Origin of the sequence: Pseudomonas frederiksbergensis (genome assembly GCF_017114915.1) — a bacterium.
Lineage (GTDB): Bacteria > Pseudomonadota > Gammaproteobacteria > Pseudomonadales > Pseudomonadaceae > Aquipseudomonas > Aquipseudomonas frederiksbergensis_I.
This window is the reverse complement of record NZ_JAAUOE010000033.1, coordinates 43,917-64,481: the sequence shown is the minus strand read 5'-3', so window position 1 is coordinate 64,481 and position 20,565 is coordinate 43,917. Positions and strand designations below refer to the sequence as shown.

General features: G+C 59.5%; 21 protein-coding genes, 1 tRNA gene and 1 pseudogene. 8 read left to right on the top strand and 15 right to left on the bottom strand.

The genetic code is table 11. The annotated features are described in order from the left end of the window. Window positions 1–189: 189 nt before the first annotated feature. From HCU66_RS20905 to dapA, 5 genes are all read right to left on the bottom strand, one after another. Window positions 190–279: transfer RNA gene (locus HCU66_RS20905), tRNA-Ser, on the bottom strand. 84 nt (window positions 280–363) lie between these two features. Further along, window positions 364–1,077 carry a phosphoribosylaminoimidazolesuccinocarboxamide synthase gene (purC, locus tag HCU66_RS20900; protein ID WP_205890369.1) on the bottom strand — a complete coding sequence of 238 codons (714 nt, stop codon included), beginning with the start codon at window positions 1,075–1,077 and terminating at the stop codon, window positions 364–366. Between the two features lie 28 nt (window positions 1,078–1,105). Next, the gene (locus tag HCU66_RS20895; protein WP_205890368.1) at window positions 1,106–1,864 is read right to left on the bottom strand and encodes an MBL fold metallo-hydrolase; all 759 of its coding nucleotides are present in this window, start codon (window positions 1,862–1,864) and stop codon (window positions 1,106–1,108) included. A gap of 4 nt (window positions 1,865–1,868) precedes the next feature. Continuing rightward, window positions 1,869–2,984, bottom strand: coding sequence for an outer membrane protein assembly factor BamC (gene bamC, locus HCU66_RS20890; protein WP_205890367.1), 1,116 nt, complete (start codon window positions 2,982–2,984; stop codon window positions 1,869–1,871). 17 nt (window positions 2,985–3,001) lie between these two features. After that, window positions 3,002–3,880, bottom strand: a complete 879-nt coding sequence (gene dapA, locus HCU66_RS20885; RefSeq protein WP_007941448.1) for a 4-hydroxy-tetrahydrodipicolinate synthase — start codon at window positions 3,878–3,880, stop codon at window positions 3,002–3,004. A 327-nt stretch (window positions 3,881–4,207) separates the two neighbouring features. On the opposite strand from dapA, the gene HCU66_RS20880 reads away from it, so the two are divergent. Both HCU66_RS20880 and HCU66_RS20875 read left to right on the top strand, forming a co-directional pair. Next, entirely contained in the window at window positions 4,208–4,768 is a 561-nt protein-coding gene (locus HCU66_RS20880) for a glycine cleavage system transcriptional repressor (RefSeq protein ID WP_007898662.1), read from the top strand. A 10-nt stretch (window positions 4,769–4,778) separates the two neighbouring features. Continuing rightward, window positions 4,779–5,252 (top strand): peroxiredoxin, encoded by a 474-nt coding sequence (locus HCU66_RS20875; RefSeq protein ID WP_205890366.1) that lies wholly within the window; start codon window positions 4,779–4,781, stop codon window positions 5,250–5,252. 81 nt (window positions 5,253–5,333) lie between these two features. Here the strand turns inward: HCU66_RS20875 and HCU66_RS20870 are convergent, their stop codons facing one another. After that, window positions 5,334–6,404 carry an AI-2E family transporter gene (locus tag HCU66_RS20870; protein ID WP_205890365.1) on the bottom strand — a complete coding sequence of 357 codons (1,071 nt, stop codon included), beginning with the start codon at window positions 6,402–6,404 and terminating at the stop codon, window positions 5,334–5,336. Window positions 6,405–6,435: 31 nt separating this feature from the next. Next, complete coding sequence (locus tag HCU66_RS20865) at window positions 6,436–6,675, bottom strand: sulfurtransferase TusA family protein (RefSeq protein WP_007898654.1); 240 nt, start codon at window positions 6,673–6,675, stop codon at window positions 6,436–6,438. Between the two features lie 96 nt (window positions 6,676–6,771). Between HCU66_RS20865 and HCU66_RS20860 the strand changes: the two genes are divergently transcribed. After that, window positions 6,772–8,205 carry a M48 family metalloprotease gene (locus tag HCU66_RS20860; RefSeq protein ID WP_205890364.1) on the top strand — a complete coding sequence of 478 codons (1,434 nt, stop codon included), beginning with the start codon at window positions 6,772–6,774 and terminating at the stop codon, window positions 8,203–8,205. A 62-nt stretch (window positions 8,206–8,267) separates the two neighbouring features. Here the strand turns inward: HCU66_RS20860 and HCU66_RS20855 are convergent, their stop codons facing one another. The 4 genes from HCU66_RS20855 to rpoE form a co-directional block, all read right to left on the bottom strand. Continuing rightward, entirely contained in the window at window positions 8,268–9,698 is a 1,431-nt protein-coding gene (locus HCU66_RS20855; RefSeq protein WP_205890363.1) for a DegQ family serine endoprotease, read from the bottom strand. A 247-nt stretch (window positions 9,699–9,945) separates the two neighbouring features. Continuing rightward, window positions 9,946–10,908, bottom strand: coding sequence for a MucB/RseB C-terminal domain-containing protein (locus HCU66_RS20850; RefSeq protein ID WP_205890362.1), 963 nt, complete (start codon window positions 10,906–10,908; stop codon window positions 9,946–9,948). An 8-nt stretch (window positions 10,909–10,916) separates the two neighbouring features. After that, window positions 10,917–11,504: a sigma-E factor negative regulatory protein gene (locus HCU66_RS20845; protein WP_205890361.1), complete on the bottom strand. Its 588-nt coding sequence runs from the start codon at window positions 11,502–11,504 to the stop codon at window positions 10,917–10,919. Between the two features lie 30 nt (window positions 11,505–11,534). Next, entirely contained in the window at window positions 11,535–12,116 is a 582-nt protein-coding gene (gene rpoE, locus HCU66_RS20840) for an RNA polymerase sigma factor RpoE/AlgU (protein ID WP_003172477.1), read from the bottom strand. Window positions 12,117–12,673: 557 nt separating this feature from the next. Between rpoE and nadB the strand changes: the two genes are divergently transcribed. Beyond that, window positions 12,674–14,290 (top strand): L-aspartate oxidase, encoded by a 1,617-nt coding sequence (gene nadB / locus HCU66_RS20835; RefSeq protein ID WP_205890360.1) that lies wholly within the window; start codon window positions 12,674–12,676, stop codon window positions 14,288–14,290. On the opposite strand, the gene HCU66_RS20830 is transcribed toward nadB, so the two are convergent. Together HCU66_RS20830 and HCU66_RS20825 are read right to left on the bottom strand one after the other, a co-directional pair. Continuing rightward, on the bottom strand, window positions 14,259–14,711 hold the full coding sequence (locus tag HCU66_RS20830) for a protein YgfX (RefSeq protein ID WP_205890359.1): 453 nt from the start codon (window positions 14,709–14,711) through the stop codon (window positions 14,259–14,261). The two genes, nadB and HCU66_RS20830, sit on opposite strands and share 32 nt — an antisense overlap. Beyond that, window positions 14,695–14,949 carry an FAD assembly factor SdhE gene (locus HCU66_RS20825; protein ID WP_205890358.1) on the bottom strand — a complete coding sequence of 85 codons (255 nt, stop codon included), beginning with the start codon at window positions 14,947–14,949 and terminating at the stop codon, window positions 14,695–14,697. Before HCU66_RS20825 ends, HCU66_RS20830 begins: the two co-directional genes overlap by 17 nt. A 148-nt stretch (window positions 14,950–15,097) precedes the next feature. Here HCU66_RS20825 and ygfZ point away from each other — a divergent pair, with 148 nt between their 5' ends. Then, the gene (ygfZ, locus tag HCU66_RS20820; protein ID WP_205890357.1) at window positions 15,098–16,039 is read left to right on the top strand and encodes a CAF17-like 4Fe-4S cluster assembly/insertion protein YgfZ; all 942 of its coding nucleotides are present in this window, start codon (window positions 15,098–15,100) and stop codon (window positions 16,037–16,039) included. A gap of 35 nt (window positions 16,040–16,074) precedes the next feature. Continuing rightward, entirely contained in the window at window positions 16,075–16,896 is an 822-nt protein-coding gene (locus tag HCU66_RS20815) for an HDOD domain-containing protein (RefSeq protein WP_205890356.1), read from the top strand. Between the two features lie 153 nt (window positions 16,897–17,049). Here the strand turns inward: HCU66_RS20815 and HCU66_RS20810 are convergent, their stop codons facing one another. Next, window positions 17,050–18,438, bottom strand: coding sequence for a sensor histidine kinase (locus HCU66_RS20810; RefSeq protein WP_205890355.1), 1,389 nt, complete (start codon window positions 18,436–18,438; stop codon window positions 17,050–17,052). Next, complete coding sequence (locus tag HCU66_RS20805) at window positions 18,431–19,102, bottom strand: response regulator (RefSeq protein ID WP_205890354.1); 672 nt, start codon at window positions 19,100–19,102, stop codon at window positions 18,431–18,433. Before HCU66_RS20805 ends, HCU66_RS20810 begins: the two co-directional genes overlap by 8 nt. 224 nt (window positions 19,103–19,326) lie before the next feature. On the opposite strand from HCU66_RS20805, the pseudogene HCU66_RS27160 reads away from it, so the two are divergent. Both HCU66_RS27160 and HCU66_RS20800 read left to right on the top strand, forming a co-directional pair. Next, a pseudogene (locus HCU66_RS27160) lies at window positions 19,327–19,496 on the top strand (outer membrane porin, OprD family); the annotation flags it as partial. Window positions 19,497–19,572: 76 nt separating this feature from the next. Continuing rightward, window positions 19,573–20,550, top strand: a complete 978-nt coding sequence (locus HCU66_RS20800; RefSeq protein WP_205890353.1) for a Bug family tripartite tricarboxylate transporter substrate binding protein — start codon at window positions 19,573–19,575, stop codon at window positions 20,548–20,550. Window positions 20,551–20,565 lie beyond the last annotated feature (15 nt).

The following is a 20,565-nucleotide window of genomic DNA, read 5'->3' as shown; positions in this document are numbered from 1 at the left end:
ATTTCGACAAACAAACCAGGGACGAATACGGCGTAAAATTAGGCATCACTTTTTAACGCTACGATGAGGCCTTCTACGACTAATCCTCTTGCCGGGATTTCTGCCCTGACAATGCCCTGCATCAAATCTCAGAAACGAAAAAGCCCCTGTAATCTTCAACGATTACAGGGGCTTAGTCTTATTCAATAATGGCGGAGAGATAGGGATTCGAACCCTAGGTACCGGTGAAGGTACAACGGATTTCGAATCCGTCCCATTCGGCCACTCTGGCATCTCTCCAACGGCGCGCATCATAACAGCACAATCGCCGGAAGCGAACCCCCTTTAGCGATTTTTTTCCGTGCTATCAGATGCTTGCGTCGATTACAGCGGTACGCCCAGACGATTGGCAACTTCTTCGTAGGATTCGATGACATCACCGAGGCCCTGACGGAAGCGGTCCTTGTCCATTTTCTTGCCGGTGGCCTTGTCCCACAGACGGCAGCCGTCCGGGCTGAACTCGTCACCCAGAACGATGGAACCGTCGGAGAACACGCCAAATTCGAGTTTGAAGTCGACCAGTAGCAGGCCGGCGTCGTCGAACAGTTTGCTCAGCACTTCGTTGACCTTGAGCGACAGTTCTTTCATGCGAACCAGTTGCTCGGCGGTGCCCCAACCGAATGCCACGACGTGGGATTCGTTGATGAACGGGTCGCCCTTGGCGTCGTCCTTCAGGAACAGTTCGAAGGTGTAAGGGTTGAGCTTCATGCCCTCTTCCACGCCCAGGCGCTTGACCAGGCTGCCGGCGGCGTAGTTACGCACGACGCACTCGACCGGGATCATGTCGAGTTTCTTCACCAGGCATTCGTTGTCGCCCAGCAGTTTGTCGAATTGAGTCGGCACGCCGGCTTCTTCGAGTTTCTGCATGATGAAGGCGTTGAACTTGTTGTTCACCATGCCTTTGCGGTCGAGCTGCTCGATGCGCTTGCCGTCGAACGCCGAAGTGTCGTTGCGAAACAGCAGGATCAAGCGGTCAGCGTCGTCGGTCTTGTAAACCGATTTGGCTTTGCCGCGGTAGAGTTCTTCACGTTTTTCCATGATGGGCTCCGCTTGCTAAGTAGGTGGGCTAGGCGATGTATCGCCAGTCGAGCCCTGAATCTTGATCGGCCAGTTGCAGCCAGTCCGGGTCGCACCCGAGGGTGTCGACAAAACATTGCCGGGCCAGCTGCGGCAGGTTGTTCTTGCTGCTCAGATGGGCCAGGACCAGGTGTTGCAGGTCTTGCCAGCCCAACTCGGCCACCAGGAATGCCGCCTGATGGTTGTTCAAATGTCCCAATTCGCCGCCCACCCGTTGCTTGAGAAAGTACGGGTAGTGACCGCGAGCCAGCATGTCACGGCAATGGTTGGACTCGATCATCAATGCATCGAGATCCCGATAGCCGTCCAGCACCTTGTTGCAGTACGAGCCCAGGTCGGTCAACAGGCCGAAACGCCGCTGACCGTCGCTGAAGACGTACTGCGTCGGCTCCTGCGCATCATGGGCCACGGCAATGACGCCGATGCTCAGAGGGCCGATTTGCAGTTGTTCGCCGCCAGCCAGAAGGCCTGCGGGTTCAATCGGTTTGCGCATCCCGCGCAGGGTCCCGCGACTGAGGTAGACAGGCAGATTGTAACGCCGAGACAGCAAACCCACGCCATGCACGTGGTCGGCATGTTCGTGGGTCACGAGTATCGCGCTCAGCTGCGCAGGGTTCACCCCAAGGCGCAGCAGGCGTTTTTCGGTTTCCCGCAGGGAGAAACCACAATCCACCAGTACATACGTGTCATCGCTGGCTACCAGCGTGCCGTTCCCTTGGCTACCGCTGCCGAGAACGGCAAAACGCATGTGATCAGCCCAGGTTGTCCTGAATCACGGTCAACACTTTACGCGCCACGTCTGCTGGCGCCACGGTATTGATGTTCTTCTCGACGGTGACTTGTACGTTCTCGCCGACCTTGCTCAGGCGAACCTGATAACGCTCGGCGCGGGCTTCAACTTCTTCCTTGTTCGGCTTGCTGCCGAACAGGCTGCCGAAGAAACCTGGCTGCTCGTCCTTTTTCTCGGCTTTTTCGGCGAGGTTGATGTAGTACAGGCCCAGACTGCGGTTGATGTCTTCAACTCGCCATTCGCCCTGTTCCAGCGCACGACCGACGCTCGACCAGGCACGATCCAGGTCGGTACCGACGTTGAGCACCGGGTTGCCGCTACCATCTTCGGTCAGGCTGACACGGCTTGGCGTATCGAAATCACGCGAAGCCAGCATGGAGACCGAACCGCCCTTCTCCGCGGTGCGACTCATGCTTGCGAGCATGTCGTCGACCAGTGCCGCGTCCAGGCCGGTATTGACCGAACGATTGGTGAAGTCCACGTTGGCGGTGCTGCCGGCAGGACGTTCGGCGCTGACCACATAGACTTCACTGGTATTGCGTTGCACGCCTGGCTCGATACGCACCCGTACCCGGGTTTCGCTGTCGGCGCCGACTCCGGCCGCGCTCAGACGCTTGGCCATGGCAGCAGACAGTTCATCGGAATGCTGCCAGGTAGTAGTGAATTCACCGGTTTGCGGGCGCTGTTCGTCCAGACGGAAACCGTTGTCCTGGAAGAACTGCACGGCCACTGGCCAGACTTCGGCCGGCGGGTTCTGAGCCATGATCCAACGCGAATCGCCGCTCTTCTGCAATGAGTAGGCGCTGATATCAGCCGCTGCCGACAGCGGCTGCGGACGAGGCACGATGTATTCGCCCTTGACGGTATCGTCGGCCACGTTGCGCGGGATCGGCAACAGCGGATCCAGACGCTTGGAGGTGCTGACATCCGGTGGCAGTTGCATCGGTGCAGTCTGTTGCGCTTCCAGGTAATCGCTACCACGGTCACGGAAGTAACCTTCCGGGCCCCAGATCCATCCGCAGCCACTGGTGCTGGAGATAATCAAGGCAAGTGCGGAAAGTCCGGCCATTCGCTTCATGCGTTGTACTTCCTCAATTAAACCAGGACGCCGGACTGGCGCATGGCCTGCCGCAGCGGTTCGTGACAGGCAGCGCTGAGCCAGGTGAGCGGCAGACGGATACCGTCCGGCATCAAGCCCATTTCATGCAGTGCCCATTTCACGGGGATTGGGTTGGATTCGATAAACAGGGTTTTATTGAGCGGCATCAGCTTTTCGTGGATCGCCCGGGCCTTGACGGCATCGCCGGCCATTGCTGCGGCGCACAGCTCGCTCATGGCGCGCGGTGCAACGTTGGCGGTCACCGAAATATTGCCCTTGCCGCCCAGCAGCATCAGCTCGACCGCGGTCGCATCGTCACCGGAATAGACCAGGAAGTCGCTGCTCACGCCGGCCAGGATGTCCTTGGCGCGTTGCAGGTCGCCCGTGGCTTCCTTGATGCCGATGATGTTCTTCACGGTCGACAGGCGGATCACCGTCTCGGCCTGCATGTCGCACGCGGTACGGCCCGGCACGTTGTAGAGAATCTGCGGGATATCGACCGCTTCGGCGATGGCGCGGAAGTGCAGGTACAGGCCTTCTTGCGTCGGCTTGTTGTAGTAAGGGGTTACCAGCAGGCACGCGTCGGCACCGGCGTTCTTCGCATTGGTGGTCAGTTCGATCGCTTCGCGCGTCGAATTGGCGCCCGTACCGGCGATGACCGGAATACGCCCTGCAACCTGGGCAACCACGCGACGAATCACTTCGATGTGCTCGTTCACGTCAAGCGTGGCCGACTCACCCGTAGTGCCGACCGCCACGATGGCGTTGGTGCCCTCTTGCAGGTGGAAGTCCACCAGTTTGCTCAGGCTGTCCCAGTCAAGACGACCTTGTGCATCCATGGGTGTGACCAGTGCCACCATACTGCCCGCAATCATGCAACCGCTCCTGCCGGAAAAAGAGAGCGGTAATGGTACTGGCGCCAAGATGCTTGCACAAGCGAAGTACTGCGCTGCTGCCATTCCCCTTGGCGCTGCTTTTCGCTACCCTTCAGACTTTGATCGGTACTGATCAGCTCGTACGCCGGGTTCCTGCCTCCATTTTCGGCATCACAAGCCCCGATCCTGCGTTGCCACCCCTCGCTCTCGCCGTATTGGAGCACGTTGCAACCTTCGGCCGGGTTTTCTGAATTCGCATCCGCAGGCGTGTCCCCGGCAAATAAAGCCCATACCAGTATCGACCGCTCATCGCTTTAGGAATGCTGCATGTCCACCCCCACAGTTCGCGAACAATTCCTTGTTATCAGTGCCCTCGGCGCCAACCCCATGGAGCTGACTAACGTTCTGTGCCGCGCCAGCCATGAAAACCGCTGCGCCGTGGTTACCTCTCGCCTGACGCGTCATGGCGAATGCAGTGCGCTGATCCTCGAGATCTCCGGCAGCTGGGACGCCCTGGCGCGTCTCGAAGGCAGCCTGCCAGTACTGGCCAAACGGCATGCCTTCACCGTCAACGTGGTGCGCAGCGCAGCCCTGGAGAACCGTCCTCAGGCCCTGCCGTATGTCGCTTACGTCAGCTCGGCCTACCGCCCGGACATCATCAACGAGCTGTGCCAGTTCTTCATGGATCACAACGTCGAGCTGGAAAACCTGACCTGCGACACCTATCAGGCCCCGCAGACCGGCGGCACCATGCTCAACGCCACGTTCACCGTGACCTTGCCGGCCGGAACCCAGATCAGTTGGCTGCGTGACCAGTTCCTGGACTTCGCCGACGCGATGAACCTGGACGCACTGATTGAGCCGTGGCGCCCACAAAACCCAATGTAAGGAAGCTTTCATGGCCGTAGCCATCGACCAACCGGTTGCCGACTTCGAAGCACCCGCCACCAGCGGACAAACCGTCAGCCTCGCGGGCCTCAAAGGCAAGCAAGTGGTGATTTACTTTTATCCGAAGGACAGCACGCCGGGTTGCACCACAGAGGGTCAGGGTTTTCGTGATCAGTACGCGGCGTTCAAAGCGGCCAACACAGAGGTGTTCGGTATATCTCGCGACAGCCTGAAGTCCCATGAAAACTTCAAGTGCAAGCAGCAATTCCCCTTCGAGTTGATCAGCGACAAGGACGAAGCCATCTGTCAGCTGTTCGACGTGATCAAGCTTAAAAAGCTCTACGGCAAGGAGTACCTGGGCGTGGATCGCAGCACGTTCCTGATCGACAAGGATGGCGTGTTGCGTCAGCAATGGCGCGGCGTGAAAGTGCCGGGGCATGTGGATGCGGTATTGGCTGCTGCTCAGGCGCTGAACAAGGCCTGAGTTTTTTGGCGTCTATTTGGATGCCTTCGCTGGCAAGCCAGCTCCTGCAGGAGCTGGCTTGCCAGCGAAGAGGCCTGACCGTTAAAGCAGCGGCGCCACTATCGGCTCCTTGCGCGGCCAGGCATCCAGCACGGCTTTGAACAGCGTCGCCAGAGGAATCGCAAAGAACACCCCCCAGAAGCCCCACAACCCGCCAAACAACAGCACCGCGCAGATGATCGCCACCGGGTGCAGGTTGACCGCTTCCGAGAACAGCAGCGGCACCAGCACATTGCCGTCCAGCGTCTGAATGATCCCGTAGACCGCCATCAAATAGATGAACTGATCGCTCCAGCCCCACTGGAACAGTGCAATCAGCAGCACCGGCACGGTCACCACCACCGCCCCCACGTAAGGCACCACCACCGATACCCCCACCAGCAATGCCAGCAGCGCCGCGTAATTGAGCCCCAGCGCCACGAACGCGATGTAGGTCACACCACCGCAAATGAAAATTTCGATGACTTTCCCGCGAATGTAATTGGCGATCTGCCGGTTCATTTCCTGGGCGACCCGGGTGATCAGCGTCCGCTCGCGCGGCAGGTAACCGCGGACCCACTGACCGATCATTTCCCGGTCCTTGAGAAAGAAGAACACCAGGATCGGTACCAGCACCAGGTAGATCATGATGTTCACCAGCAGCGGCAAACTCGATAGCGAAAACGTCAGCGCCCACTGGCCGAACTTGCCGATCTCGCCGCGCGCCACTTCAATCGCCTGTAGCACTTGTTCATCCGACACCAGATGCGGATAACGCTCGGGCAGCAGCAACAACAGTGATTGCCACTTGGCGAGCATGCCGGGCAATTCGTTGAACAGCGTGATCAGTTGATGCCAGAGCAGTGGCACCACAACGACGATAAAGACCAGCAGCAGCCCCATGAACAGCGCGAAGACCAGCCCCACCGCCGCGCCACCGGGCAGGCGCAGGCGCTCGAGAGTCACTACCAACCCCTGCATCAGATACGCCAGCACCATCCCGGCCAATACGGGCGCAAGCATTCCACCCAGGGTGAGCACGGCGGTAAATGCCAGAAACAGCAGCACCGCCAGCACCACGGCCTCTTCATCCGAGAAGTAGCGCTGAATCCAGTCGCGTAACACTTTGAACATCAATAATCCTTAGGAACGAACGCAGCAGGTTTCAGGCTTTTTTCAACCAATAGCGGTAAACGCCCGCCTCATCTTCCTCACGAAGCAGCGTATGACCGGCCAATCGGGCAAAGGTGCGAAAGTCGCGCTGAGAGCCCGCATCGGTGGCGATCACCTTGAGTACCGCACCGCTGGCCAGCCGGTTGAGTTCCAGTTTGGCCTTGAGCAACGGCAGTGGACAATTCAGACCGCTGGCGTCCAGCTCGGCATCGTGGGTTACAGCGTCAGTCATCGAATCACTCCGGGGCAGGGGTTGAGAGCTTAGAATATCTGGTCCCAAGTGTAGTGTCCGGCTACAGTAAGGTCTTTGTCGACTAAGGCTTTGTGCATGACTTTTTTGCGCCCTACCCTGCTGACGCTCGCTTGCCTGCTCGCCTCACCGGGCTTCGCTGACGACTTGCCGTCACTCGGCGACGCCAGTTCTGCCATCGTCTCGCCGCAACAGGAACATCAACTGGGCCGTGCGTGGCTGGCGCTGTTGCGCAGCCAGGTGTCGCAGCTCAACGATCCGCAACTCAAGGATTACGTCGAGTCCAGCGTCTACCGGCTGGTAGAGACCAGCCAGGTCAATGACCGACGCCTGGAGTTCATCCTGATCAATAGCCCGCAGCTCAACGCTTTTGCCGCGCCGGGCGGGATCGTCGGCGTCAATGGCGGCTTGTTCCTCAATGCTCAGACCGAAGGCGAATATGCCTCGGTTCTGGCCCACGAACTGGCGCACTTGTCGCAACGTCACTTCGCACGTGGCGTCGAAGCTTCGCAACGCATGCAAGTACCCATGATGGCTGCACTGCTGGCCGGGATCGTGATTGCCGCGGCCGGCGCGGGCGATGCCGGGATCGCAGCCATTGCCGGTACTCAGGCAGCGGCGATTCAGGAACAACGACGCTTCTCACGCCAGAACGAACAGGAAGCCGACCGCATCGGCATCATGAATCTGGAAAAGGCCGGTTACGATCCACGCTCAATGCCGACCATGTTCGAACGACTGATGCGCCAGTATCGCTTCGACGCCAAGCCACCGGAATTCCTGCTGACTCACCCGGTCACCGAATCGCGGATCGCCGACACCCGCAACCGCGCCGAACAGGCCAAGCCGGGCGGTATCGAAGACAGCATGCGCTACCAACTGATTCGGACGCGCGTGCAGCTGATCTATGAAGAAACCCCCGGCCTGGGCGCCAAGCGCTTTCGGGCTCAACTCGATGAAAACCCGAAAAACGACGTCGCGCGCTATGGCCTGGCGATCGCCCAGATCAAAGGCGGCCAGTTGAATGAGGCTCGCGAGAACCTCAAGCTGCTGCTGGCCAAATCGCCGAACGAGATCATCTACAACCTGGCGCAGGTCGATCTGGACATCACCAACAATCGCCTGCCCGATGCACAGTCACGGGTTGACCGGATGCTCACTCAGTATCCCGGCAACTACCCGCTGAATCAGGTGCGGGTTGACTTGCTGCTCAAGCAGAATCGAGCGGCCGATGCGGAAAAAGCGCTGGAGAACCTGCTCAAGACCCGTCCCGACGACCCGGACGTCTGGTACATGGTGGCCGAGACTCGCGGCCTGTCGGGCAACATCATCGGCCTGCATCAGGCTCGTGCGGAATACTTTGCGCTGGTCGGCGATTATCGCCAGGCGATCCAGCAACTGGACTTCGCCAAGCGCAAGGCGGGCAGCAACTTCCCGTTGTCATCGCGGATCGATGCGCGGCAACGTGAGCTGATGGAGCAGGAGCGCATGGTCAAGGACATGATGGGCTAAGCGCTTCAGACACAAAAAAACCGCCTCTTTCGAGGCGGTTTTTTATTCAGCCGACAACCGGTTTATTCAGCCAGTTTGAAGGTGATGAAGCTGGCGCGACCTTGACGCAGAACCCGCATCGACACCGAGCGGTTCTTCGGCAGCGCCTTGGCAATGTCCGTGAACTCCTTGGCGGAGCCGATCGCCTGGTTGTTCAGGTGAGTGATCACATCGCCCGGCTGCAAGCCGATCAGGGCAGCAGGACCGTCCTGAACTTCCTTGATCACCACGCCACCTTTAAGGTCGTAGGCTTTCTTCTGTTCATCAGTCAATTCCACCACGGAAACGCCCAGACGATTGCTGCTGCGCTCGACACTGGATTTAGGCATGGCTTCCAGCTCTTTGCCTTCTTCAGGGATAGCGCCGACGGTCAGCTCGACATTCTTGCGTTTGCCTTCGCGGATCACTTCGAGATCGGCTTTCGAGCCAGCCTTCAGCGCACCCACCAAGTGTGGCAGGTCAGCGGACATGACGATCGGTTGACCGTTCATGCTCAGGATCACGTCGCCCACTTGCAGTCCACCCTTGGCAGCCGGGCCGTCGTCCTGGATCTGCGCCACCAGCGCACCGGCCGGCTTATCGAGACCGAACGACTCAGCCAGATCCTTGCTCACTTCCTGGATCACTACACCCAACCAGCCACGGCTGACTTTACCGCCGCTTTTCAGCTGATTGGAAACGTCCATCGCCACATCGATAGGGATTGCGAACGACACACCCATGAAGCCGCCGGAGCGGGTGTAGATCTGCGAGTTGATGCCGACCACTTCACCCGCCAGGTTGAACAGCGGACCACCGGAGTTACCCGGGTTGATCGCCACGTCGGTCTGGATGAACGGCACATAGTTTTCGTTCGGCAGGCTACGGCCTATGGCACTGACGATGCCTTGAGTCACAGTGTGATCAAAGCCGAACGGCGAGCCGATGGCCACGACCCACTGACCAGGTTTCAGATCCCGCGATTTGCCGAGTTTCAGAACCGGCAGATCCTTGCCTTCGATTTTCAGCAAGGCGACGTCGGAACGCTGATCGGTACCGATCAGCTTGGCTTTCAACTCACTGCGATCGGCGAGGCGTACAAGAATCTCGTCGGCGTCGGCGATCACATGGTTGTTGGTCAGGATGTAGCCGTCAGACGAAATGATGAAACCCGAACCCAGGGACTGCGCTTCGCGCTGGCGATCGCCACGAGGCGAGCGTGGCTGTTGCGGCATGCCACGCTCGAAGAACTCGCGCAGCATCGGCGGCAAGCCTTCAAGGTCTGGCATTTGCTCACTGGACACCTTGCGGTCCGGCAACTTCTGGGTGGTACTGATGTTCACCACCGCGGGCGAGGCCTGCTCGACCAGTTGCGTGAAGTCAGGCAACTCGACCGCTTGCGCAGTGACCGCCTGACCGAGCACCAGCACGGTGGCAAAAATAGAGAGGTAAGACTTCAAGCGTGGTATCGACATACGGCTCCCGTTACGACGAGCATGGTTAAGCGATATGGAGCAAGGAACACCGGAAACGATACGCCGGTATTTTTGTTCCGGGAACAACAAACAAGGCCAGAACCGAGGGGCTCTGACCTATAAAAAATTTTCGGGATATTTGCAAATGAAAATGCTCGGCAAAACATTTCGAGGCCTCAACGACAGGGCAGCCATTGCCGACCTCCCTCACCCTCCAGCCCCCGATTGATGAGCATGGCTGATCAGCTCACTGCTTGCTGGTGGCCGCAGCATCGTTGCGCATGGACAGCGCAATCCGTTCGGCGGTGCCAATCGGGATTTCACCGACCACGGTCACCATCATTTCGCCTTGCGGAGTGGTCAAGCGACGAGAGACAGCGACTGTTGGCCCCAGCTGGGTACGCGTGTCGGTGACTGTTGCCCCGTTCAATGGCTCCAGGAACACCGAGAATCGGGCCAGACCGTCGTCGAACATCAGACTGTTGACCTGGACTTTGGTATCCGGATCTTTGTGAGAGGTGCTACTGGTCAACTCGAAACCTGGTGGCAACCAGTCCGAATGCCAGACCTGCGCCGTTTTGATGGCGGAAGCCTTGTCACTATCGAGGTTAATGGGTTTGCAATCGGAACCCGCTTGCAAATCACTGTCGGAAGGCACCTCGGCAGTATCCAGCCGGGTGAACTGGAACCGTTCCAGCAGTTGCCCTTTGTCATTGAGCAACAATGACTTCAACGGCAGGCCGGTTTCTTTGTCCAGATGCAGCTCAAAACCATAGCGGTGCTGATCGCGAGGCGTCAACGAGACGATCACCGCCGCACGCCCGGCCACACGCGACTTGCCGATGACGGTAAGGTCATACCAGTTCTTTAGTTTTTGTGGATCGAGTGCACGAGCGGCGGAGTTGGGTGAGTCCCCCAGCCCTGCTATCAGCGTGCCGCTGACGCATTGAGTATGCCCATCAATGCGTACGACTTCCTGAGCCGAGCCGTCGAGCTGGAGCAAACGCTCGCGGACTTTGCCATCCTGGACGCGGTGCCAGATGTTGTGGGTAGAGAAACTACCGTTACGCTCGTAGACGAAGGTACCGTGAAAGCTCTGCGTTTGCTCGGCCTGTCCCAGACGCTTCAGCCAGTCCTGGGCCTCATCGGCGTGGGCTGGAACAACAAACCAGCCACTGAGCAGAAGCGTAAGTAGAGGTATGGCGCGCATGATCCTCCTTAACGGTTTTCCAGGCTCGCTGCACGCGCGTAAGGCAGAGCGCTCTCAGTACCTTTCAGTGCAGCCTGTTGAGCATGTTGGCGCAAGTAACCTGGCAGACGCTGATCGTGCCAGCCTGGCTGACCTTGCAATACGCCATTGGCCATGGGACCAGTGGCTTGCGAACTCTCATTGTAGCCTGCCAATACGGCAGGGCCCTTGACTTGAGGAGCGGCCAGACCTGGTTGACTCGATTGCTGAGCCAGTTCGACACCCGCGATCTCGTCCTGGTTGTACAGACGAACACCCGCCAGCACGGCAACGGTCACCGAAGCAGCGACAGCCAGACGACCCAGGCTGCGCCATGGACCACGGGAGGCTTTTGCCGGTACGGCTTCATCAGCCAGCGCAGCAGAGACTGCCGCAGCAATGTCCAGACGAGGAAGCAGCAGATCCTTGTGCATGACTGCACGGGCGATCTGGTAACGAGCCCAGGTTTCGCGGGTTTCAACATCGTCGAAGGCATTCAACACCCGACGCAATTCCAGTTCGTCCGCTTCGTTATCCATCACTGCGGACAGCGATTCCTGCAGGGCTTCACGACTCATGGCGTTCCTCTCTTGGCTGTCGCCGCTGTCTCAGTTTTCCTGCAACAACGGCTGCAGGGCTTTATCGATGGCCTCCCGGGCGCGGAAAATCCGGGAGCGCACGGTACCCACCGGACACTGCATGACGCTGGCAATGTCCTCGTAACTCAGACCATCGAATTCACGTAAAGTTAAAGCCGTACGCAAATCTTCTGGCAGTTGCTGAATGGTTCGATGGACGGTGCCTTCGATCTCATCCCGCAACAATGCACGTTCTGGCGACTCGAGATCCTTGAGGCCATGATCGCCATCGTAGAACTCTGCATCCTCGGAACTGACATCGCTATCCGGCGGCCGGCGGCCGCGTGAAACCAGATAGTTTTTCGCCGTGTTGATGGCGATACGGTAAAGCCACGTATAAAACGCGCTGTCTCCGCGAAAATTACCAAGTGCACGGTATGCCTTGATAAAGGCTTCCTGTGCGACATCCTGGGCTTCATGGGTGTCGTGCACGAAACGCACGATCAACCCGAGAATTTTGTGCTGGTATTTCAGCACGAGCAGATCGAAAGCTCGCTTGTCGCCGCGTTGAACGCGCTCGACCAGCTGCTGATCCTCTTCCTGGGTTAGCATGAACACTCCTCGATAAGCTCGGAGGAGGCTTGCATCACTGAACGACCAGACTTGCAAACATAGACTCGGGCTTCTCGCAAAAGTTCTCCCCCTCCAAGCAAGTTTCCTGCGGGCTCTGATTTGGCACGCACGAAAAGCGCAGCGCGGATTTACCCGGCTGCGCGAATAATCTTGTCATCGGATTCCGTCAGCAAGGACCCAACCGCAAGTCCCGCACCGAAGCCGACACTGTCCCTTGTTTTCAGGCACCGTCTATGATCTTGGGCCTTTGGCAAAAGTTCCATATTTATAGCCGCCCGAAACCGACATTGTGCAACCGCGCAAGGAAAAAGACTGTTAAATCCACGATACAGTCGCCTTGTTGCCCAAGCACCCAAAAAAACTTCCGACGAAGCGTCCAGTCTTTTCCGTCACAGTAGTTTCACAATGCCATGTGGGCCCGACTATTGTGCCGCTCCCCCCCTCTATATACTAGTGGGCTGTGTGGCTGTCTTGACTCGCCGATCCAGCTGTCTTGCGCCACCCCCGACCCGGGTCGCTTTGAGCGGAATCCTGAAATGAGCCAACAGTTTCAACACGATGTTCTGGTAATTGGCAGCGGTGCTGCCGGCTTGAGCCTTGCGCTGACCTTGCCCGGTCATTTGCGCATCGCCGTATTGAGCAAAGGCGACCTCGCCAATGGCTCAACCTTCTGGGCCCAGGGCGGTGTCGCCGCCGTTCTGGATGACACCGATACTGTCGAATCCCATGTCGATGACACCCTCAACGCCGGTGGCGGCCTGTGCCATGAAGACGCGGTGCGCTTTACCGTCGAGCACAGCAGGGAGGCGATTCAATGGCTGATCGACCAAGGTGTGCCCTTTACCCGCGATGAACAGTCCGCCACCGAAGATGGCGGTTTCGAGTTTCACCTGACCCGCGAAGGCGGTCACAGCCATCGGCGCATCATCCACGCCGCCGACGCGACGGGAGCGGCGATCTTCAGAACCCTGCTCGATCAGGCCATGCAGCGACCCAACATCGAATTGCTGGAGCAGCGGGTTGCAATCGATCTGATCACCGAAAAACGCCTGGGCCTTGAAGGCGACCGTTGCCTCGGCGCCTATGTCCTCAACCGCAGTACCGGTGAAGTCGACACTTACGGCGCGCGCTTCGTGATCCTCGCATCGGGCGGCGCGGCGAAGGTCTACCTCTATACCAGCAACCCTGATGGCGCCTGCGGTGATGGCATCGCCATGGCCTGGCGTTCGGGCTGCCGGGTGGCGAATCTGGAGTTCAACCAGTTCCATCCCACCTGCCTTTATCACCCGCAAGCCAAGAGTTTCCTGATCACCGAAGCCCTGCGTGGCGAAGGCGGACACCTGAAGCTGCCCAATGGCGAACGCTTCATGCAACGCTTCGACCCGCGGGCCGAACTGGCACCACGGGACATCGTCGCCCGCGCCATCGACCATGAGATGAAGCGCCTGGGTATCGATTGCGTTTACCTGGACATCAGCCACAAGCCCGATGACTTCATCAAGACTCACTTCCCGACGGTCTATGAACGCTGCCTGGAATTCTCCATCGACATCACCAGACAACCGATTCCGGTGGTGCCGGCGGCGCACTACACCTGCGGCGGCGTGATGGTCGATCAGCGGGGCCGCACCGACGTGCCGGGCCTGTATGCAATTGGTGAAACCAGCTTCACCGGCCTGCATGGCGCCAACCGCATGGCGAGCAACTCGCTGCTGGAATGTTTCGTTTACGCCCGTTCGGCGGCGGCGGACATTCTTGAGCAGTTGCCAGACGTATCGATTCCGACCGCCCTGCCCGTCTGGGATGCGAGCCAGGTCACCGATTCCGACGAAGACGTGATCATCGCGCACAACTGGGACGAACTGCGGCGATTCATGTGGGACTACGTGGGCATCGTGCGCACCAACAAGCGCCTGCAACGGGCCCAGCACCGCGTACAGTTGTTGCTGGACGAAATCGACGAGTTCTACAGCAACTACAAGGTCAGTCGGGATTTGATCGAGTTGCGTAACCTGGCGCAGGTGGCCGACCTGATGATCCGTTCAGCCATGGAACGCAAGGAAAGTCGCGGCCTGCATTACACGCTCGACTACCCGAACCTGCTGCCGGTCGCCCTGGATACTATTCTGGTGCCACCCACCTACGCCGACTGAACTTGAGCCGAACCCGCAGGCGTCGGTGTAAATCCGCCGCCTGCGAATCCCGCGGTACGCATATCGTCCGGATACGTCGCTCATCCCGCAAACGAAAACGCAGTACCACAATCAATGGCAACGCCAGGCTGTCCGGTCGTAACTGCACGGGTTGCCAGCCCAGCACCTGATTCCACAACTGCCAGCCATCGGCATCGCGACGCAAGCCGCGAAAGGCCTGCGGGTGAGTCAGCAAAATCTGTCGCGGCAATACCCAAACGCTGTGAGTCACACATAGCGCAACGCCGAGCAGGCGGGCCCAGAGCGGGATAGAGAGAAAAAACAGCGAACCCAACGCGAACAGCTGGGCGAGAAGATAGGCCGCCAGCAACTGCCGTGAGGCATGCCAGCGGCATTCGAACACGTTACTTGGGCTGGACACGATCCAGGATCATGCGAACCATGCGCTGAAGCTCCGGATCTTCCGATTCGGTGCGTTCCATGAACCAGCCGAACATGTCCTGATCCTCGCACTCCAGCAGGCGGACATACAGCGCGCGATCTACTTCGTTCAGATTCGCGTAAACCTCTTTCACGAACGGCACCAGCAGCACGTCAAGTTCCAGCATGCCGCGACGGCTGTGCCAAAAGAGGCGGTTCAGTTCAACGTTATCGACCATGGAGCGCTCCTCAAATAGACGGTAAGTATACAGCCCCAAGGCCGGTCGAACAGTCGGCTTTGGTCGCCCCCGACGATCCTTTGTGAACTACCCATTTCAAGGGCGCCCCCTTATGATGTCCCTCGGACTCTTTACCCTGCGATGACCCATGGCCGATTCTGCTTTTTTCTGCACCCTGTCTCACGAAGGCGTTCTCGCGGTACGCGGCGCGGATGCCAGCCAATTCCTGCAAGGCCAATTGACTTGCAATCTCAATTATCTGAGTGATACCCAGGCCAGCCTTGGCGCGCGCTGCACGCAGAAAGGCCGGATGCAGTCGAGCTTCCGCATTCTGCTCGAAGGTGACGGTGTGCTCATGGCGATGGCCTGCGAACTGCTGGAGCCGCAACTGGCGGACCTGAAAAAGTACGCTGTGTTCTCCAAATCGAAACTGACCGACGAAAGTGCCGGCTGGGTTCGTTTTGGCCTTGAGCATGGCGATGCGGCACTGGCCAGCCTGGGCCTGGCGCTACCGGCAGACACCGACAGCGTCGTTCGTAATGACGGCCTGATCGCCCTTCGCGTCTCGTCTGACCGCGCTGAACTGTGGGTGGGTGCCGATCAAGCCGACACCGTCAAGGGCAAGCTGTCCGCCCTGTTGGCCGAAGGCGATCTGAATCAATGGTTGCTGGGCCAGATCCGCGCCGGGATCGGTCAGGTCATGCCAAGCACCCGCGAGCTGTTCATCCCGCAGATGCTCAATCTGCAAGCCGTCGGTGGCGTGAGCTTCAAGAAGGGTTGCTACACCGGCCAGGAAATCGTCGCGCGCATGCAGTACCTGGGCAAACTCAAGCGCCGGTTGTATCGCCTGCAACTTGCGGCCAGCGAGTTGCCGGAACCCGGTACTCAACTATTCTCCCCGACTCACGGCAGCTCGATCGGTGAAGTGGTGCTGGCCGCCCGCGCCGGGCAAAACATTGAACTACTGGCCGTGTTGCAAGCCGAAGCCGCAGAAGATGGCAACCTGCACCTTGGCGCACTTGAAGGTCCGGGCCTGCATTTGCTCGACCTGCCTTACCAACTGGATCGTGATCGCGAAATCCAGCGTTAACAGCAGCATTTGTCGCAATACCCTAGAGAAAAGAAATGAGTGAGCTGGCGGATAAGGTCCAACAGGATTTGGTTGAGGCCATCGATAACGATGACCTGGTTCTGCCAACATTACCGGAAGTGGCCCTGCAGATTCGCAAGGCCGCCGAAGACCCGGAAATCAGTGTCAGCACCCTGAGCAAAGTGATCGGCCGCGATACCGCGCTGTCGGCGCGCCTGATCAAAGTGGTCAATAGCCCGCTGCTGCGTGCGACCCAGGAAGTGACTGACTTGCACACGGCCATCACCCGGCTGGGCGTCAATTACAGCAGCAACCTGGCCATCGGCCTGGTGATGGAACAGATCTTCAATGCCCGTTCCGAAGTGGTGGAACAGAAAATGCGCGAGGTCTGGCGCAAAAGCCTGGAAATCGCCGGCGTCAGCTATGCGTTGTGCCGCAGTTACACACAACTCAAGCCTGATCAAGCGGCGCTCGGCGGGCTGGTGCATCAGATTGGCGTGCTGCCGATCCTGACCTACGCCGAAGATCACTATGAATTGCTGTCTGACCCGGTCAGCCTCAACCATGTGATCGACCGCATTCATCCGCTGCTCGGCGACAAGCTGCTCAGGGTCTGGGAATTCCCGGAAATGCTGGTGCAATTGCCGGGGCTGTATCTGGATTTCCAGCGGCAATCGGAGCGGGTCGATTATGTCGATCTGGTACAAGTGGCCAGCCTGTACTGCCACAAGGACAGCGAGCATCCCCTGGCCCGTATCGACCCGTTCACCGTGCCGGCCTTCAAGAAGCTGGGAGTCGATCCGCAGGACGAGGCGATGTGCAAGGATCTGGAAGAATCGCGGTCGATGTTTTACTGATCATTGTGGCGAGGGGGCTTGCCCCCGTTCGGCTGCGAAGCAGTCGAAAAAACTGTTATGTACGATTTGCCAGACGGAACGCTGGGGACCGCTTCGCGCTCCAACGGGGGCAAGCCCCCTCGCCACAACAAGCCCCTCGCCACAGGGCGGTGTTTAGTCTCCTGCGATAAAACTCACCCGAACCTTCAACCCCGCCCGCTCGCCATCGTGCAGGCTGACCTGCGCCAGATGGGCGCGGCAGATTTCGCCGACAATCGCCAGGCCTAGTCCCGACCCGGCCACCTGCTGGTTGCGCCGGTAAAAGCGCTCGAACACCCGATCCCGCTCTTCAAGGGGAATCCCCGGGCCATCGTCCTCGACCTCCAGCACCGCCGGTGCCGTGACCCGCAGGATCACATTGCCACCCGGCGGCGTGTGGGCCAGCGCATTGTCCACCAGATTGCTCAACAGTTCGTTCAACAGCGTCGGCTCGCCGCGCAGCCACACCGGCTCGTCGGCTTCCAGCGCCAGCGCCACGCCACGTGCGTGGGCCAGCGGCGCCATGGCCATGCCCAGATCACGAGCCAACTGACTGAGGTCGAGCAACTGTGCACCGCCCTCGGCAATGGCCCGGGCGCCATTCTCGACCCGGGCCAGCGAGAGCAATTGATTGGCCAGATGGGTCAGGCGATCCGTGCCCTGGGCGGCGCTTTCCAGAGTGCTGCGCCAGGTTTCGGGGTCGTTCGAGCGCAAGCCCAGTTCGAGTCGTGCCTTGAGCGCCGCCAACGGCGTGCGCAACTCATGGGCGGCATCGGCGATGAATTGCGCCTGGCGTTCGAACTGCCCGCGCAAACGCTCGGTAAAGTGATTGAGCGCGCGCACCAGCGGCCCCAACTCGTGCTGCACTTCCACCAACGGCAAGGGCCGCAAGTCATCGGGCTGGCGCTCTTCCACCGCCGTGCGCAAACGCTCCAGCGGACGCAGCGCCGCACTGACCGCAAACCACACCAACAGCAACGCACCGATCGCCAGCATGCCCAAACGCAACAAGGTGTCGGCCATCAGGCTGCGCGCCATGCGGACCCGCGCCTCATCGGTTTCCGCCACACGGATTTCCGCCATGCCGTTCATGTTCGGCTCGCTGACCGCTTTGAGCAGGCTGACCACCCGCACGTTCTGCCCTTGATAAGTGGCGTTATAGAACCGCGCCAACGCCGGATAGTCATCGGTGCGTGGCGTTCCCGGTGGCGGTGCCGGCAGGTTTTCGTAGCCCGAAATCAGCTTCTGATTGATGTCGTTGACCAGGTAAAAAATCCGCCCGGCACTGTCGTAGGCGAATGTATCGAGAGCCACGTAGGGCACGTCGGCGCTGAGGCTGCCGTCGCGCTGGGACAGGCCGGCGGCGATGGTCCGCGCCGAGGCCAGCAAGGTCCGGTCATAAGCGGTGTCGGCGGCTTCGCGACCGTTCCAGTACGCGCTCAATCCACTGGCGAGCATCAACACCACCAGCAGCAACGCGAGGTTCCACAGCAACCGCCAACGCAGGCTGCTGAGCTTATGCATCGCGGCTTTCCAGCAAATAGCCAAGGCCGCGGAAGGTCACAATGGCCACCGGTTGGCCGTCGAGCTTCTTGCGCAAGCGGTGGACGTAGATTTCGATGGCATCGGGGCTGGCCTCCTCGTCCAGGCCGAAGACATGGGCCGCCAATTGCTCCTTGCTCATCACCCGACCGGGACGGGCGATCAGGGCTTCGAGCACCGCCTGCTCGCGGGAGGTCAGGGTCAACAATTCTTCGCCGAGGGTGAAGCGCCGGGTGTCCAGGTCATAGGCCAGCACACCGCAACGCTGCTGGCGTTCACCGCCGAGCACACTGCGGCGCAGCAAGGCTTTGACTCGCGCCTCGAGCTCAGTCAGTTCGAAAGGTTTGGCCAGGTAATCGTCGGCGCCGAGGTTCAGGCCATGGACCCGGTCCTTGACATCGCTGCGGGCGGTCAGCATCAGCACCGGCAGGTTCTTGCCCCGGGCCCGCAGGCGCGCCAGCACTTCGAAACCATCCATGCGCGGCAGGCCGACATCGAGAATCGCCATGGCGTATTCCTCGCTGCTCAAGGCCAGGTCGGCCGCCACACCGTCGTGCAGCACATCCACGGTCAGCCCGGTGCTCTTGAGCGCCTGGGCGACACTTTCGGCAAGCTGCAGATGGTCTTCGACGAGCAGAACACGCATGGATCTTTACCTCATTCAGGGATGGTCGACGCCATTCTTTGGCGCGGAGTTTACAGCCGCATCCGCCGCTGTGAAGCCCGAAAACCGTGAAAGTCAGCTGAAAGGTTAGTGAAAGGTTGGCCGGTTAGAGTCCAGCCACGGACAGTTTCGACTGCCGTTGCTGCCAACGAAAAACGCCTCGAAGCGTTTTCGTCTAATAAGAACAATAAACGGAGTACGTCACCATGCAGTCCATGCAGCTTCAGGCTTGCCCGCCTGCTCGTTTTCCCGTCTCAGTCCTACCACCCTCGCCGGCTTTTCGCCGTTCAGCCAGGCTGCCGTCCTCGAAGACAGTACGGCAACCTTCGAAACCCGCAACCTGTATTTCAACCACGACTGTCGCACCAGCGCCCAGTGCATCTGGGGCGAGCGATAGCGTTGCCCTTTGGTAATTCAGTACGTCCATAACAAAAACTCTTAAGGAGACTTGAATGAACCTATCAATGCGTAAAGTTGCTCTGGCCACCGGCATCATGCTGTTCGCCGGCCAATTGCTGGCCGAACCCAAACGCCCGGAATGCATCGCCCCGGCCTCGCCGGGCGGCGGTTTCGATCTCACCTGCAAATTGGCGCAAAGCGCGCTGGTCAACGAAAAACTGCTGACCAAACCGATGCGCGTGACCTACATGCCCGGCGGCGTCGGCGCGGTGGCGTACAACGCGGTGGTGGCTCAGCGCCCGGCCGATGCCGGTACGCTGGTGGCCTGGTCCAGCGGTTCGCTGCTGAACCTGGCCCAAGGCAAGTTCGGGCGGTTTGATGAAGGCGCGGTGCGCTGGCTGGCCGCAGTTGGAACAAGCTATGGCGCCATCGCGGTGAAAAGCGATTCGCCCTACAAGACCCTGGACGATCTGGTCAAAGCCCTGAAGAAAGATCCGAGCTCCGTGGTGATCGGCTCCGGCGGTACCGTCGGCAGTCAGGACTGGATGCAGACCGCCCTGATCGCCAAAGCGGCCGGGATCAACCCGCGCGACCTGCGTTACGTCGCCCTCGAAGGCGGCGGTGAAATCGCCACCGCCCTGCTTGGCGGCCACATCCAGGTCGGCAGCACCGACATCTCCGACTCCATGCCACACATTCAGAGTGGCGACATGCGTCTGCTCGCGGTGTTCTCCGAGAAGCGTCTGGACGAGCCGGAAATGAAAGACATTCCGACCGCTAAAGAGCAAGGCTACGACATCGTCTGGCCGGTGGTACGCGGTTTCTACCTCGGGCCAAAAGTCAGCGACGAAGATTACGCCTGGTGGAAAGACGCCTTCGACAAACTGCTGGCCTCCGAGGACTTCGCCAAGCTGCGCGATCAGCGTGAACTGTTCCCGTTCGCCATGACCGGCCCGGAGCTCGACACCTACGTGAAGAAGCAGGTCGCGGACTACAAAGTGCTGGCCAAAGAGTTCGGCCTGATCCAGTGATCGCCTCTGTCTAGC

Bases quoted from the DNA above. Each gene is read 5' to 3' on its own strand.
- ygfZ (WP_205890357.1), top strand. From the start codon at position 15,098: ATGGCCGATTCTGCTTTTTTCTGCACCCTGTCTCACGAAGGCGTTCTC.
- HCU66_RS20865 (WP_007898654.1), bottom strand. From the start codon at position 6,675: ATGACTGACGCTGTAACCCACGATGCCGAGCTGGACGCCAGCGGTCTG.
- HCU66_RS20815 (WP_205890356.1), top strand. From the start codon at position 16,075: ATGAGTGAGCTGGCGGATAAGGTCCAACAGGATTTGGTTGAGGCCATC.
- nadB (WP_205890360.1), top strand. From the start codon at position 12,674: ATGAGCCAACAGTTTCAACACGATGTTCTGGTAATTGGCAGCGGTGCT.
- bamC (WP_205890367.1), bottom strand. From the start codon at position 2,984: ATGAAGCGAATGGCCGGACTTTCCGCACTTGCCTTGATTATCTCCAGC.
- HCU66_RS20800 (WP_205890353.1), top strand. From the start codon at position 19,573: ATGAACCTATCAATGCGTAAAGTTGCTCTGGCCACCGGCATCATGCTG.
- HCU66_RS20870 (WP_205890365.1), bottom strand. From the start codon at position 6,404: ATGTTCAAAGTGTTACGCGACTGGATTCAGCGCTACTTCTCGGATGAA.
- dapA (WP_007941448.1), bottom strand. From the start codon at position 3,880: ATGATTGCGGGCAGTATGGTGGCACTGGTCACACCCATGGATGCACAA.
- HCU66_RS20860 (WP_205890364.1), top strand. From the start codon at position 6,772: ATGACTTTTTTGCGCCCTACCCTGCTGACGCTCGCTTGCCTGCTCGCC.
- HCU66_RS20895 (WP_205890368.1), bottom strand. From the start codon at position 1,864: ATGCGTTTTGCCGTTCTCGGCAGCGGTAGCCAAGGGAACGGCACGCTG.
- HCU66_RS20825 (WP_205890358.1), bottom strand. From the start codon at position 14,949: ATGGTCGATAACGTTGAACTGAACCGCCTCTTTTGGCACAGCCGTCGC.
- HCU66_RS20875 (WP_205890366.1), top strand. From the start codon at position 4,779: ATGGCCGTAGCCATCGACCAACCGGTTGCCGACTTCGAAGCACCCGCC.
- HCU66_RS20850 (WP_205890362.1), bottom strand. From the start codon at position 10,908: ATGCGCGCCATACCTCTACTTACGCTTCTGCTCAGTGGCTGGTTTGTT.
- rpoE (WP_003172477.1), bottom strand. From the start codon at position 12,116: ATGCTAACCCAGGAAGAGGATCAGCAGCTGGTCGAGCGCGTTCAACGC.
- purC (WP_205890369.1), bottom strand. From the start codon at position 1,077: ATGGAAAAACGTGAAGAACTCTACCGCGGCAAAGCCAAATCGGTTTAC.
- HCU66_RS20845 (WP_205890361.1), bottom strand. From the start codon at position 11,504: ATGAGTCGTGAAGCCCTGCAGGAATCGCTGTCCGCAGTGATGGATAAC.
- HCU66_RS20810 (WP_205890355.1), bottom strand. From the start codon at position 18,438: ATGCATAAGCTCAGCAGCCTGCGTTGGCGGTTGCTGTGGAACCTCGCG.
- HCU66_RS20805 (WP_205890354.1), bottom strand. From the start codon at position 19,102: ATGCGTGTTCTGCTCGTCGAAGACCATCTGCAGCTTGCCGAAAGTGTC.
- HCU66_RS20880 (WP_007898662.1), top strand. From the start codon at position 4,208: ATGTCCACCCCCACAGTTCGCGAACAATTCCTTGTTATCAGTGCCCTC.
- HCU66_RS20855 (WP_205890363.1), bottom strand. From the start codon at position 9,698: ATGTCGATACCACGCTTGAAGTCTTACCTCTCTATTTTTGCCACCGTG.